14 protein-coding genes are annotated in these 13,484 nt (G+C 66.1%); 5 read left to right on the top strand and 9 right to left on the bottom strand.

Going from position 1 to position 13,484, the window contains the following annotated elements; genetic code table 11:
* Positions 1-95: 95 nt before the first annotated feature.
* Together PSEWESI4_RS07145 and PSEWESI4_RS07140 are read right to left on the bottom strand one after the other, a co-directional pair.
* A complete protein-coding gene (locus tag PSEWESI4_RS07145) occupies positions 96-755 on the bottom strand; it encodes a hypothetical protein (RefSeq protein ID WP_187670498.1) in 660 nt (219 codons plus the stop codon).
* Positions 756-870: 115 nt separating this feature from the next.
* Positions 871-3,756 carry a putative bifunctional diguanylate cyclase/phosphodiesterase gene (locus PSEWESI4_RS07140; RefSeq protein ID WP_187670497.1) on the bottom strand — a complete coding sequence of 962 codons (2,886 nt, stop codon included), beginning with the start codon at positions 3,754-3,756 and terminating at the stop codon, positions 871-873.
* Positions 3,757-3,936: 180 nt separating this feature from the next.
* Here PSEWESI4_RS07140 and uvrD point away from each other — a divergent pair, with 180 nt between their 5' ends.
* The 3 genes from uvrD to PSEWESI4_RS07125 all read left to right on the top strand — a co-directional run bounded on the left by uvrD (position 3,937) and on the right by PSEWESI4_RS07125 (position 7,389).
* Positions 3,937-6,117, top strand: a complete 2,181-nt coding sequence (gene uvrD, locus PSEWESI4_RS07135) for a DNA helicase II (protein ID WP_187670496.1) — start codon at positions 3,937-3,939, stop codon at positions 6,115-6,117.
* A 227-nt stretch (positions 6,118-6,344) separates the two neighbouring features.
* On the top strand, positions 6,345-6,920 hold the full coding sequence (locus tag PSEWESI4_RS07130; protein ID WP_187670495.1) for a TetR/AcrR family transcriptional regulator: 576 nt from the start codon (positions 6,345-6,347) through the stop codon (positions 6,918-6,920).
* 28 nt (positions 6,921-6,948) lie between these two features.
* Positions 6,949-7,389, top strand: a complete 441-nt coding sequence (locus tag PSEWESI4_RS07125) for an EamA family transporter (RefSeq protein ID WP_187670494.1) — start codon at positions 6,949-6,951, stop codon at positions 7,387-7,389.
* On the opposite strand, the gene PSEWESI4_RS07120 is transcribed toward PSEWESI4_RS07125, so the two are convergent.
* Positions 7,390-8,019 (bottom strand): FMN-binding negative transcriptional regulator, encoded by a 630-nt coding sequence (locus PSEWESI4_RS07120; RefSeq protein WP_187670493.1) that lies wholly within the window; start codon positions 8,017-8,019, stop codon positions 7,390-7,392. It lies immediately after the preceding gene.
* Between the two features lie 144 nt (positions 8,020-8,163).
* Here PSEWESI4_RS07120 and PSEWESI4_RS07115 point away from each other — a divergent pair, with 144 nt between their 5' ends.
* Entirely contained in the window at positions 8,164-9,006 is an 843-nt protein-coding gene (locus tag PSEWESI4_RS07115; RefSeq protein ID WP_187670492.1) for a Tim44 domain-containing protein, read from the top strand.
* 144 nt (positions 9,007-9,150) lie between these two features.
* On the opposite strand, the gene PSEWESI4_RS07110 is transcribed toward PSEWESI4_RS07115, so the two are convergent.
* On the bottom strand, positions 9,151-9,615 hold the full coding sequence (locus PSEWESI4_RS07110) for an aminoacyl-tRNA deacylase (protein WP_187670491.1): 465 nt from the start codon (positions 9,613-9,615) through the stop codon (positions 9,151-9,153).
* 151 nt (positions 9,616-9,766) lie between these two features.
* Between PSEWESI4_RS07110 and PSEWESI4_RS07105 the strand changes: the two genes are divergently transcribed.
* Positions 9,767-10,174: an SMI1/KNR4 family protein gene (locus PSEWESI4_RS07105; RefSeq protein WP_187670540.1), complete on the top strand. Its 408-nt coding sequence runs from the start codon at positions 9,767-9,769 to the stop codon at positions 10,172-10,174.
* A 137-nt stretch (positions 10,175-10,311) separates the two neighbouring features.
* On the opposite strand, the gene mnhG is transcribed toward PSEWESI4_RS07105, so the two are convergent.
* The 5 genes from mnhG to PSEWESI4_RS07080 are packed head-to-tail and all read right to left on the bottom strand — an operon-like array spanning position 10,312 to position 13,478.
* Positions 10,312-10,695 (bottom strand): monovalent cation/H(+) antiporter subunit G, encoded by a 384-nt coding sequence (gene mnhG, locus PSEWESI4_RS07100; RefSeq protein ID WP_210768831.1) that lies wholly within the window; start codon positions 10,693-10,695, stop codon positions 10,312-10,314.
* Positions 10,692-10,970 (bottom strand): K+/H+ antiporter subunit F, encoded by a 279-nt coding sequence (locus PSEWESI4_RS07095; RefSeq protein ID WP_210768834.1) that lies wholly within the window; start codon positions 10,968-10,970, stop codon positions 10,692-10,694. The genes mnhG and PSEWESI4_RS07095 overlap by 4 nt, the downstream gene beginning before the upstream one ends.
* Complete coding sequence (locus PSEWESI4_RS07090) at positions 10,970-11,461, bottom strand: Na+/H+ antiporter subunit E (protein WP_235978888.1); 492 nt, start codon at positions 11,459-11,461, stop codon at positions 10,970-10,972. Before PSEWESI4_RS07090 ends, PSEWESI4_RS07095 begins: the two co-directional genes overlap by 1 nt.
* Positions 11,461-13,134, bottom strand: coding sequence for a monovalent cation/H+ antiporter subunit D (locus PSEWESI4_RS07085; protein ID WP_235978887.1), 1,674 nt, complete (start codon positions 13,132-13,134; stop codon positions 11,461-11,463). The genes PSEWESI4_RS07090 and PSEWESI4_RS07085 overlap by 1 nt, the downstream gene beginning before the upstream one ends.
* The gene (locus PSEWESI4_RS07080; RefSeq protein ID WP_187670488.1) at positions 13,131-13,478 is read right to left on the bottom strand and encodes a Na+/H+ antiporter subunit C; all 348 of its coding nucleotides are present in this window, start codon (positions 13,476-13,478) and stop codon (positions 13,131-13,133) included. Before PSEWESI4_RS07080 ends, PSEWESI4_RS07085 begins: the two co-directional genes overlap by 4 nt.
* Between the last annotated feature and the right edge of the window lie 6 nt (positions 13,479-13,484).

Below are 13,484 nucleotides of genomic sequence, written 5' to 3'. Positions count from 1 at the left end.
CAAGGCAACGCCCAGGGCTTTGGTAGGGTGCGCCGCGCGCACCGAGAGGATTGCGGCACCGATCTTTCCGGTGCGCACGGCGCACCCTACGGGAGTCAGGCCGGCGCTACCTGCAAATGCTCGGGCAGCAAGTCGCGCAACTCGCCATTGGCCTTCAACAGCAGCGGCAACAGGCGCTCCCGGGTGGCCGGAGCGAGGTGGGCGCAGATATCGGCCTGGCGCGGCAACGGCAAGCCACCGAGCACGCGGGCGGAAAGCTGCACATTGTCGTCTTCGTCGGCCGCTTCGGTGAGCTTGCACAGGTAGCCGGTGGAGAAACTGCGCAGGCTCTGCACGATCAGTTCGAGGTCGACGATATGGCGGGCGATCCGCACCACGTTGCCCGGCGAGTTGAGGCCGAAGATCAGCACCTTGACCTGCTGGGCCGACAGGCACTCGGCGTAGCGCGCGGCGGTGGCGAACTGGCGGTCCTCGCAGAGCTGGCGGGCCACATCGAGGTGCAGGCTATCCGGCAGGCTCAGGTAGGCGTCGAGGATCAGCCGTGGGTCGAGGTGCACGGTGGCCTGGGCGAGGAAGTCGATGGGCAGGGCGAGGATCAGCTCGCGCAGGCGCTCGGCCGGCAGGTGCGGGGCCAGTTCGGCGACGCGCCGGGGGCCCAGTTGCAGGATCACCGGCACCTTCAGCGCCAGCGGGGTCACGCCCTGGGTGGCCAGCAGCAGACGCTGGCCGATGCTCAGCTCCGGCAGTTCGTTCATGTCAGCGGTCCTTCTCCGAGGATTCGAAGCCCGAGCATGAGCAAACCGGGCCGCCGGGGCAGCCATCTTTGATTGGGCGGGCCGACGGCGGGCGTAACGCCAGCGACGCGGACTGTTACTGGCAGAGCGCCGCCGCCTGTTCCTTGAGCAGGTTGACGAACACGTCCATCTCCACCGGACGGCTGATCAGGTAACCCTGGATCTCGTCGCAGTGCTGCGCCTTGAGGAAATCCATCTGCTCCTGGGTCTCCACGCCCTCGGCGACCACCTTGAGCCCGAGGCTGTGGGCCATGGCGATGATCGCCCGGGTGATGGCGGCGTCCTCGCCGCCCACGGACAGGTCGCGGATGAAAGTCTGGTCGATCTTCACGTAATCGACCGGGAAGCGCTTGAGATAGCTGAGCGAGGAGTAACCGGTGCCGAAATCGTCGATCGCCAGCTTCACGCCCAGTTCGCGCAACTGGTGGAAGATGGCGATGACGCTCTCGACGTTGTCGAGCAACTGGTTCTCGGTCAGTTCCAGCTCCAGCAGGCGCGGCGGCAGGCCGGTCTCGTCGAGCACCTGGCGGATCAGGCGGACCAGGTTGCCATTGCGCAACTGGTGCACCGAGACGTTCACCGACACGCGCAGGTCGGCCAGCCCCTGGCGCTGCCATTCGCGGGCCTGCTGGCAGGCGGTGCGCAGCACGAACTCGCCGATCTGGCTGATCAGCCCGGTCTCCTCGGCCAGGCCGATGAACTCGCTCGGCGGCACCAGGCCGAGTTCCGGCCGGCGCCAGCGCACCAGCGCCTCGGCGGAATTGATGCTGTCGTCGGCGAGGCTCAGCTTGGGTTGGTAGAACACCTCCAACTGGCCCAGCTCGATGCCCTTGCGCAACTGGCTCTCCAGTTGCAGGCGCTCCACCGTGCAGGCCTGGAGGTTGTCGGTGAAGAACTGGAAGGTGTTGCCGCCCAGGTGCTTGGCGTGCTGCACGGCCATGCCGGCCTGGCTGATCAGGGTGGATATCTCCCGCGCGTTCTCCGGCAGCAGGCTGATGCCCATGGAGGCGCTGACCACCAGCTCATGGCCGCCGATGTTCATCGGCACGCGCAGCTTGGCCAGCAGCCGGCTGGCGGTGCGCGCCAGGGCCGACAGGCTGGTGTAGGAGTCCAGCAGCACGGCGAATTCGTCGCCGGACAGCCGCGCCACGGTGTCGGCCTCCGGCACCGCCTGGAGCAGCCGGCGGCTCATCTGGCGCAGCAACTGGTCGGCGATCTCGTGGCCGAGGCTGTCGTTGAGCAGCTTGAAGCGGTCCAGGTCGATGTGCAGCAGGGCCAGGCTGCGGCCGCTCTGGCGCGCGCGCTGGCCGGCCTCGTGCAGGCGCTCCATGAACAGCACGCGGTTGGCCAGGCCGGTGAGCTCGTCGTAGTGCGACAGGTAGCGCAGGCGCTCCTCGGCCTCGCGGCGCGCGGTGAGATCGGCGAAGAAGGCGACCACGTGGCTCACCCGGCCCTGGCGGTCGCGCACCACGTTGAGCTGCAACCACTGCGGATAGAGCTCGCCGTTCTTGCGGGTATCCATCAGCTCGCCCTGCCAGTGGCCGCTGTTCTCCAGCTCGACGTGGATCGCCTGGTACTGGCGGAGCAGCTCGCGGTTGCCGGTCAGCTCGGCGACCCGCCGGCCCTGCACGTCCTCCAGGCGATAGCCGGTGACGGCGCTGTAGGCGCGGTTGACCATCAGCACGCGGTACTCGGCGTCGAGGATGACGATGCCCTCGCTGGCGGCCTCGAAGACCATCGCGGAGAGGCGCTGCTCTTCCTCGCGGTTCTTCCAGTGGCTGATGTCGCGGCGGGTGCCGAGCATGCGCAGCACCTTGCCGGTGGAGTCCCGCTCCACCGCGCGCCCGCGGTCCTCGACCCACACCCAGCGGCCGTCGGCATGGCGCACCCGGTATTCGATGCGATAGCCGTCGCTGAGCCCCTTCATGTGCTCGACCAGCGCCCGGCGCAACGCCGGCAGGTCGTCCGGGTGCAGCCGGGGCTTGAGGTGGCTGAGCACGCCTTTCACGACTTCCGGCTCGATGCCGAAGATCTCCTTGAGGTGCGAGTGGTGCACCTCGTCGGTCTCCAGGTTCCAGTCCCACAGGCCCAGCTCGCTGGCTTCCAGGGCCAGGGCCAGGCGCTCCTCGCTCTCGCTCAGCGCATGCCCGGTGACCGCCAGTTCGCGGGTGCGCAGCTCGACGCGCCGCTCCAGCTCGTCATGGGCCTGGCGCAACTCGCCTTCGGCACGGCGGCGCTGCTCCACTTCGCGGGCCAGTTCCAGGTTGAGGTCGTCGGCCTGCGCCTTGGCCCGCTCCAGGTGCTGGATCAGCGCCTGGTTGTGGAAGCGCTGCAACAGGCTGCGCTGCACCAGGCGGTTGATCTGCCAGGCCACCACCATCAACGCCGCCAGCAGGATCGCGGCGAGCAGCCCCCAGCCGCGCAGCATCTCGTGGGGCGCGAGCAGCAGGTAGCCCATCGAGGGCAGCAGGCAAGGCAGGGCAAAGCTGAGGAAGGCCGGCAGGCTGACCGCGTAGGCGACGCTGGCGGAGAGGATCGCCGCGGCGATCAGGCCGAACACCGTGGCCTGCTGGACGAACACGTCGGCTGGCACCAGGACGATGGCGCCGGTGGCCAGGACCAGGCCCGAGGCGGCGGCACCGAGCATGAACATGCGTCGCCAGAGGGGATTGGCCTGACGAACGGGCGGCGCCATGTTGAAGGCCGCCACCTGGATCAGCCGCAGCACCGCCAGCAGCACCAGCCCCAGCAGCCAGGCGGACAGCCACAGGCCCTGGCGCTGGTCCCAGAGCAGGACAGCGCAGGCCAGGCCGCAGAGCAGCATGAAAAGAGTCGGAGTCCGCGAGCCCTGGTAGAGCAGGCGAATGCGTTCCACGGCGATCTCCGCGGCGAACTGCTGGCGGATTTCGCGATCGGCGTCCACAGACGGCCCGCTACGGCTGGGCCTCGAAGTAACGGTCATAGGCACTGTTCTTGTAATAGTCGGCCTAGGGAAGGGCCCGAAGCATATACCGGCCTTGCCCCGCGACCCAATACTCAGATGTACGAATTGCCATCACACCTATCTTTCGTAGAGCACCGCGTCCGCAACCGACGGCCGGCAGCGTTTGCCCCGCCCTTCCCCACCCCCTAGAATGCCGCGATGCTCAACGATCCCGAACTTCTCCTCGCTTCCCTCAACGATGCGCAATGCCGCGCGGTCGCCGCGCCGCTGGGCCGCCAACTGGTACTGGCCGGCGCCGGCTCGGGCAAGACCCGCGTGCTGGTGCACCGCATCGCCTTCCTGATCCAGATCGAAAAGGCCTCGCCGCACAGCATCCTGTCGGTGACCTTCACCAACAAGGCCGCCAGCGAGATGCGCCACCGCATCGAGCAGTTGCTCGGTGACAACCCGCAGGGCATGTGGGTCGGCACCTTCCACGGCCTGGCCCACCGCCTGCTGCGCGCCCACTGGCAGGAAGCGGGGCTGAGCCAGAACTTCCAGATCCTCGATTCCGACGACCAGCAGCGCCTGGTCAAGCGGGTGATCCGCGACCTCGGCCTCGACGAGCAGCGCTGGCCGGCGCGCCAGGCGCAGTGGTTCATCAACGGCCAGAAGGACGAAGGCATCCGCCCGCAGAACATCCAGGCCAGCGGCGACCTGTTCCTGGCCACCATGCGCAGCATCTACGAAGCCTACGAGGCCGCCTGCGCGCGCACCGGGGTGATCGACTTCTCCGAGCTGCTGCTGCGCGCCCTGGACCTGTGGCGCGACCATCCCGGCCTGCTCGAACACTATCGGCGGCGCTTCCGGCACATCCTGGTCGACGAGTTCCAGGACACCAACGCCGTGCAATACGCCTGGCTGCGCCTGCTGGCCCAGGGCGGCGACAGCCTGATGGTGGTCGGCGACGACGACCAGTCGATCTATGGCTGGCGCGGCGCCAAGATCGAGAACATCCAGCAGTTCTCCAGCGACTTCCCGGATTGCGAGCTGATCCGCCTGGAGCAGAACTACCGCTCCACCGCCGGCATCCTCAAGGCCGCCAACGCGCTGATCGCCAACAACCAGGGGCGCCTCGGCAAGGAACTGTGGACCGAGGACGGCGACGGCGAGCCGATCGCCCTGTATGCCGCCTTCAACGAGCACGACGAAGCGCGCTACGTGGTGGAAAGCATCGAGAGCGCGCTGAAGAAGGGCCTGGCGCGCCGTGAAATCGCCATCCTCTACCGCTCCAACGCCCAGTCGCGGGTGCTGGAAGAAGCCCTGCTGCGCGAACAGATTCCCTACCGCATCTACGGCGGCCAGCGCTTCTTCGAGCGCGCCGAGATCAAGAACGCGGTGGCCTACCTGCGCCTGCTCGACGGCCGCGACAACGACGCCGCGCTGGAACGCATCATCAACGTGCCGCCGCGCGGCATCGGCGAGAAGACCGTCGAGACCCTGCGCGAGCTGGCTCGCCAGCAGGGCCTGTCGCTGTGGGCCGCGCTGCACCAGGCGGTGGGCGCCAAGCTGGTCAGCGGCCGCGCCGCCAGCGCGCTGAACGCCTTCGTCGAGCTGGTCGACGAACTGGCGCTGCGGGTCGAGACGATGCCGCTGCACCTGATGACCCAGACGGTGATCGAACGGAGCGGCCTGCTCACCTATCACCGCGAGGAAAAGGGCGAGAAGGGCCAGGCGCGGGTGGAAAACCTCGAGGAACTGGTCAGCGCCGCGCGCGCCTTCGAGAACGAGGAGAACGAAGAGGGCCTGACCCCGTTGCAGGCCTTCCTCGGCCACGCCTCGCTGGAAGCCGGCGACACCCAGGCCGGGCCGGAAGAGGACTGCGTGCAGATGATGACCCTGCACAGCGCCAAGGGCCTGGAGTTCCCCATGGTGTTCCTGGTCGGCATGGAGGAGGGCCTGTTCCCCCACAAGATGAGCCTGGAGGAGCCCGGCCGCCTGGAAGAGGAACGCCGCCTGGCCTACGTGGGCGTGACCCGCGCCATGCAGCACCTGGTGATCAGCTACGCCGAGACCCGCCGGCTGTACGGCAGCGAGACCTACAACAAGGTGTCGCGCTTCGTCCGCGAGATCCCGTCGAGCCTGGTCCAGGAAGTGCGCCTGTCGAACAGTGTCAGCCGGCCGCTCGGCAACACCGCCCGCAACGCCAACCTGTTCGCCAACGCCGCCGTGCCGGACACCGGCTTCAACCTCGGCCAGGCAGTGCGCCACGCGCTGTTCGGCGAAGGGGTGATCCTCAACTTCGAAGGCTCCGGCGCCCACGCGCGGGTGCAGGTGAAGTTCGAGAACGAAGGCGCCAAGTGGTTGATGCTGGCCTACGCCAAGCTCGAACCACTGTAGGGATGGACGGCCACCCGGTGGAAAACGCTTCGCGATTTTCCACCCTACGGCGGTGATTCCGTAGGGTGGGCTTCAGCCCACCGAGCGAAGCCGAGCCCAGCCGTGTCGTTGCTGGTTGGTGAGCTGAAGCGGAACGCCTTACTTCAATGCAGCCCGCATAAAGCCTCCGACGACCGGTCGGTCCGGTGCGCCCGTCGCCGCCATACTGACGAACGGAGGTGATCGCCATGCCCCGTTCGCCCAGCGCCGCCCAGATCCTCGACGCCGCCCTCTCCCTCGCCGACCAGTGCGGCTGGGAACGCCTGCAACTGTTCGCCGTGGCCACCGAGCTCGGCGTCGGCCTCGATGCCATCGCCCGTCACTACAGTTCCAAGGACGACCTGGTGGAAGCCTGGTACGACCGCGCCGACCAGGCCCTGCTGCGCCGCGCCGGGGACGAGGCGCTGATCGAACTGAACGCCGCCCAGCGCCTGGAAGAACTGCTGTTCGCCTGGCTCGGCGCCCTCGCCCCGCACCGTTCGGTGAGCGGCCAGATGCTGCTCTACAAGCTGGAACCCGGCCACGTGCACCTGCAAGTGCTCGGCCTGCTGCGCATCAGCCGCACGGTGCAGTGGTGGCGCGAAGCCGCCAGGCGCGACACCCACCACCTGGCGCGCATCGTCGAGGAAAGCCTGCTGACCACCATCTACCTGCGCACCTTCGTGCACTGGCTGCGCCACCCAGAGGAAGACGAGATCGAAACGCGCGTCCTGTTGCGTCGGCAACTGGACTGCGGGGCGCTGCGGCGTCTACTGTCCCGCTAAGTGGGAAGCAGGGATGAAGGATCGACCGATGGGCCATACGCTGCTGTCTTCCTGGACCTTCTGGGCGCTGCTCTCGGCCGTCTTCGCCGCGCTGACGGCGATCTTCGCCAAGATCGGCGTCGAGCAGGTCGATCCCGATTTCGCCACCCTGCTGCGCACGGCGGTGGTGCTGGTCAGCCTGGCTCTGCTGCTGCGCCTCACCGGCCAGTACCAGCCGCTGGCCAGCATCTCGACGAAAAGCTACCTGTTCCTGCTGCTCTCCGGGCTGGCCACCGGCGCCTCCTGGCTGTGCTACTTCCGCGCGCTGAAACTCGGCCCGGCCTCGCTGGTGGCGCCTGTGGACAAGTTCAGCCTGGTGCTGGTCGCCATCTTCGGCGTCACCCTGCTCGGTGAACGGCTCGACCTGCGCCAGTGGTGCGGCATCGGCCTGGTCAGCGCCGGGCTGATACTGCTGGTGATCAAGCCCTGATCAGTCCTCGGCCATCTGCCGCGCCAGGCGGCGTTCGCTGTCCCGAGGCGATTCGGCCAGGCCCTGGCGGACTCCGGCACGGTCCCGCTCGTCCTTGTTCTGGCTGAGCTTCCACTTGCCTTCCAGCCGTTCGATCGGAATGGCGAAACCGACGATGGCGCGCAGCATGCCGGCGATATAGTCGGCCGGCGCATCGCTGACCGCCCAGGGCAGGGCGCGGTCCTGCTCGTGGTGCTGGCTGAGGCGGCTGACCAGCGCCAGCAGGCGCTCGCGGTCGTCGAACACTTCCACCCGCCCGTAGGCATGCACGGCGACATAGTTCCAGGTCGGCACCACCCGGCCGTGCTCGCCCTTGCCCGGATAGAAGCCGGGGCTGACGTAGCCTTCGTCCCCCGGGAACACCAGCAGCACCTCGCCGCCATCGGCCAGGGCGCGCCATTGCGGGTTGCCACGGGCGAAATGCCCGTACAGGGTGCCCCGCTCGCCCTCCCCGCGCTCCAGCAGCAGCGGCAGATGGCTGGCCTGCAGGCCGTCGGCGCCCTGGCTGACCAGGATGGCCAGGGGCGTCCGCTCGATCTGCTCGTGCAACCGGGCGAGATCGGTTTCGGCAAAGGCTCTGGGGATGTACATGAACGGTTTCCTCGACGATGTTCGAACCCGGATGCGGCACGGAATCATGCTGACATAAATCCCGATACATTCTGCGACTGGTCAACGCCGCCAAGAGTCGGCAGCATGGCGCGCGTGTAATCCATAACAACGGGATCCCCCTCTATGCAACGCTTTCTCAGCCTCGCCATGGCCCTGTGCATCGGCCTGACGCTCAGCCTGGACGTTCACGCCAAGCGCCTGGGCGGCGGCAAGTCGTTCGGCTCCGCACCGACCCACCAGACCCGCCAGGCCCAGCCCACCACTCCGGCCGCCGCGCCCACCGCGCCGGGCCGCGCACCGGCTGCCGCCAGCGGTGCCTCCAAGTGGCTCGGCCCGCTGGCCGGCATCGCCGCCGGCGGCCTGCTCGCCGCGATGTTCATGGGCGACGGCTTCGAAGGCTTCCAGTTCTTCGACTTCCTGATCCTCGCGCTGATCGCCTTCGTCATCTTCCGCTTCATCGCCGCACGCCGTGCTGCCCAGCAGCAAGGCCGCCCGGCCATGGCCGGCGCGCCGTTCCAGCGTGAAATGCCGCAGCAGCAGGCGCCGATCTTCGGCAGCGCCGCTCCAGCCGCAGCTCCGGCCACCCTCAATGCCCCGGCCTGGTTCGACGAGCAGCGCTTCCTGGAAGCCGGCCGCACCCACTTCATGGCCCTGCAACAGCACTGGGACGCGGCGGAGATGGACAAGATCGCCGAATTCGTCACCCCGTCGATGCTCAACTTCCTCAAGGAAGAGCGCGCCAGCCTGGGCGACGGCTTCCAGTCCACCTACATCGATGACCTGCAGGTGCAACTGGACGGCATCGACGAACTGGCCGACAAGACCGTCGCCACCCTGACCTTCAACGGCCTGGCCAAGACCTCGCGTTTCGACCAGGGCGAAGCCTTCAGCGAAAGCTGGCGCATGGAGCGCCCGCACGGCGACAACCAGCCCTGGCTGGTGGCCGGTATCCGCCAGAACGGCTGATCCCCTCCGCATGAAAAGAACCCGGGCTTGCCCGGGTTCTTTCGTTTCAGCGCCCCGTGCGGAGCCGCCGCCGGGCGATGGAGCGGCGGAACCAGAAACGCGGCGGCCGCGCTGCCGGCAGTCGCGTGGCCCCGGCCTTCCCTTTCAGTGGCACAGCTCGCAGACCTCGGCATGCGGCGCCAGCCTGAGGTATTCGTCCATGCTCAGGTGCACCAGGTTCTGGTGGTCGCCGGCCTCCAGGTAGATGTCCTGCTGGCGGGTCAGTTGCGGGTCGACCAGCATCTTCATGCCATACGGCTCGCCCAGCGCCGGCACCGCGCCAAGCTCGCAATCCCGGAACAGGCCGGCGATGGTCGATTCGTTGGTCAGTTGCCAGTCCCGCCCGTCGCTGCGCACCATGCTCAGGTCCAGGTGACGGCTGGCCGGCAGCACCGCCATCAGGTAGTGGCCCTGGCGGTCGTCGAGGATCACCGACTTGGCCACCCGCTCGGCCGGCACATAGGCGACCCGCGCCGATTCCAGGCTGGTCGCCGAGTGCGGATGCGCCACCAGTTCGTATTCGCAACGCGCGCCCGCCAGGCTGCTCTGCAGCGTTCCCGCCATGCTCATTTCGCACCTCCAGGCCCCGAACCGGGCCTCGCCACTTCCATGGTCAGTCTAGCCAGCCCGTCACCCGGCAGCGGGACGACCGGCTGTACGGTTTTCCCCGCGCCGCGCGCTACTGTATAAAGCGCATCCCACTGCATGAGGGCCCTTGTCCATGGAAGATGTCATCGACCAACTGCGCGAACTCAACGAGCCGGTTCCAGTACCGCTGGAGCTGCCCGACGAGGATCTGCTGGTGGAAATCGAGGAGCAGTTGCTGATCAACCTGCCCCACGACCTGCGCGAGTTCCTGCTCAAGGTCAGCGACGTGGTCTACGGCCGCCTGGAGCCGGTCACCGTCACCGACCCGCAGTCGCATACCTATCTGCCGGAAGTCGCCGCCCAGGCCTGGGACGACGGTGTGCCGCGCGACCTGCTGCCGATCTGCCAGGCCGGCCGCAACTACTACGTGGTCGATATCGAGGGAGAGGTGACCCTGTGGTCGGGCGACGACGACGAGCTGACCGACGAGACCTGGGACTCCGTCTGGCACTGGGCGCGGGACGTCTGGCTGGAAAGCTGAAGCGCCCACGTCGCCCTGGTCTGGCGGGTGGCGCCCTTCCCGGTGCTTGAGCCGCTGGCTGCACCGGGAAAAAATTCCTTCAAGCGGCTGGACGCTTCAAAAAGCCAGAGGGCAGGTGGGCGTTGTGACGGCGGCGATCATTCGTCGGGATGCTCGGCGGACGGCACCGCGTCTTTCAGGTTTTCCGGTGGCGGCGGCGTGTGCGGGCGACCGGCTCGTCGGTCACGGGCAACCACTGCGCGCATCAGCATCATCGCGGTCACGGGTGCCGTCAGCAACAGAATGCCCACGATCAACAACTCGTGAACGACCAATCGTTGCTGGGTCAGGGTAAAGAACAGCATGGAGCAGCCCAGGCAGCCAAAGGCCCCGAAGGTGCTGATCATCGCCGGGCCATGGATACGCTGATAGAAATTGCTCAGCCGCAGCATGCCCACGCCGCCAATCAGGCACAACAGGCCACTGAGCACCAGAATGATGATGATCGGAACGGCCGCCCATAGTGGTAGGTTTGCCATCATTCGATCACTTCCCCGCGCAACAGGAATTTCGCCATTGCCATGGAGCCAGCGAATCCCAGCGCCGCAATCAGCAGTGCCAGCTCGAAATAGACGACGCTCTGGTGGCGCATGCCTTGCAGCACCATCAGGATCATGCCGCACACGTACAGCATGTCCAGAGAGATCACCCGGTCCTGGGCCTTCGGGCCAAGCAAGAGACGCAAAGTGGCCATCAACATGGCCAACACCACGCAGAAACTGGTGAAGATCAAAGCCGCATTCAGCGCATCCGCGATCATTCGAAAATCTCCATCAACGGCTTTTCATAACGCTCGTGAAAGATGCGCCGGAACTCCTGCTCCTCATTCAAATCCAGCAAGTGAACCAGCAGGATCCTGTTGTCGTCGCTGAGTTCGGTCCACACCGTGCCCGGCGTGGAGTTCACGATGCTGGCGAGAATGGTCATGCCGTACACCGAACGAATGTTGAGGCGGATGGTGATGAACCCGGAACGGCTGCGAGCCTGCTTGGTGCCGAGAATGATCTTGCAGACTTTCCAGCAGGAAACCGTGATATCCACCACCACCCGGGTCGCCACCAACACCGCCAGCCAGAGTTTCTTCACTTTCATGCGGCCATGGACATACATGGCACGCGTCATGAGAGGCATGAAGATTGCCAGCACCGCCCCCAGCAACGCATGACTCACTGCCAGCGTTTCATTGAGCAGCATCCAGACGACCCAAAGCACCAATGTCATCCAGGGATAAGGAAAAAGCTTGCGCATCACAGCCGGGCCCCCTCGTCCTCATGCTCCCCGGACAACAGCGAGGAATGCTGGGATGGCGTCGCCTGCCTGTCCTTGGGCAGCGCTCCCAACACACCCTCTATGTAGGCAGCCGGTGCATGGAGCGCATCCGCTGCCCGCTGCAAATAACCCAGCACGGGCCCCGCCGCCAGCGTGATGAGCACCGTCAACCCTATCAACGCGGTCAGCGGCCCGGCTTCGGCCAAGCGCAGACGAGGCTTCTTGTGACGCTCCGGCACCCAGAACAACTGAATCCCCAAGCGCGTCAACGTCAGGGTTGCGGCAAAGCCGGCCACTACCAGCAATATCACGAACAGCCAGACGGCGTATTGCATGGCACTGCCTGCCTCACTCCCGAGAGCGGAGACCAGCAATGCAAACTTGCCGACAAAACCGGACAGCGGTGGCAGACCGCTCAGCACCAGAAGACAGAGGCCGAAGGACAAGGCAAGAAAGGCCATGGCGGCCGGAATCGCGACGCCCACTTCACTCTCTTCCGGCAGAATCATGCCTTCCGCCTCGAACGACTCGATCGTGACCGCCAGCAGGCTGGCACTGAAATCACGGATACGATCGAGCAGGTCCACCAGCAGGTAGAAGGCGGCCACCGCCAGGGTCGATGCCAGCAGGTAATAGAGCGCGGCGGCCGTTCCCTGGCTGCCGCCCAGTGGAATGGCCGTCAACAAGGTCCCGGCTGAAGCGATCACGCTGAAACCGGCAAAGCGCTTGAAATTCGTCGCCGCCAGCATGCCAAAGATGGCATAGCCCAGCGTGATCAAGCCCAGGCCGACCAGCCAGGCGGCGCCGAAGCTGCTACTGACCCCGGCACTCTCGCCGAACACCAGCAGCCACAGGCGCAGCAGCACATAGAAACCCACCTTGGTCATGATGGCAAAAATGGCGCTCACCGGCGCCACCGCCGCGCCATAACTGGCTGGCAGCCAGAAGTTGAGCGGCCAGATGGCGCTCTTGATCAGGAAAGCCACGGCCAGCACGGCGGCACCCGTTTCAAACAACTGGCGGTCGGCAGCGCCCAGCGTGGCCACCTTGTACGCCATATCCGCCATGTTCAAGGTGCCGCTGGCGGAATACATGAGCGCCACGCCCACCAGGAAAATGGACGATGCCACCAGGTTGACCGCGATATAGTGCAGCCCGGCCTTCACCCGCACCCTGCCCGAGCCGTGCAGCAGCAAACCATAGGATGCCGCCAGCATCACTTCGAAGAATACGAACAGGTTGAACAGGTCGTTGGTGAGGAAGGCGCCGTTGATGCCCATCAGCAGCAACTGGAACAGCACATGGAAGTGCACGCCGACGCGATCCCATTTGGCTGCGGCAAAAATCAGTGCAGCGATGGCCAGCACCGCATTGAGCAACAGCATCAACGCATTGAGGCGATCCAGCGCCAACGAAATGGCGACCGGCGAATCCCAGTTGGCAAGCAAGTACACGGCAGCGGGCGCCGAGCCTTCCACCCGGTCGGCCACCACCACCCAGTACAAGGCAACGGCCAACTGCAACAGTACGGCAACCACGCCGATCGCAACCTTGCTGCGCCGGCGGGTCTCGTCCATCGGAACCAGCGCCACCGCGGCAAACAATGGAATCAGTATCGGCAGGATGATCAGGTGCTGCTGCCATCCACTCATAGGGACGAGTCCTCACGACCATCCACATGGTCAGTGCCAGTCAGGCCCCGGGATGCCATCAGCACCACCAGAAACAGTGCCGTCATGGCAAAACCAATCACGATGGCGGTCAGCACCAGCGCCTGTGGCACGGGGTCGGCATACTCGGTCACCGCCAATACCACGCCTTCCTCGATGACAGGCACGGCGTCAGCTTTCAGTTGCCCTACGGCAAACAGCAGCAGGTTGACGGCATAGGACAATATGGAAAGCCCTATGATCACCTGGAAGGTTCGGGGCCGCAGCAGCAGCCACACGCCCGAAGCCGTCAAAACGCCAATGGCCAGTGCCAGTATCAATTCCATCTACTG

Source organism: Zestomonas carbonaria (assembly GCF_904061905.1).
In the GTDB taxonomy this organism is placed as follows: domain Bacteria; phylum Pseudomonadota; class Gammaproteobacteria; order Pseudomonadales; family Pseudomonadaceae; genus Aquipseudomonas; species Aquipseudomonas carbonaria.
The sequence above is the reverse complement of the archived record's forward strand: the minus strand, read 5'-3'. Positions and strand labels throughout refer to the sequence as shown.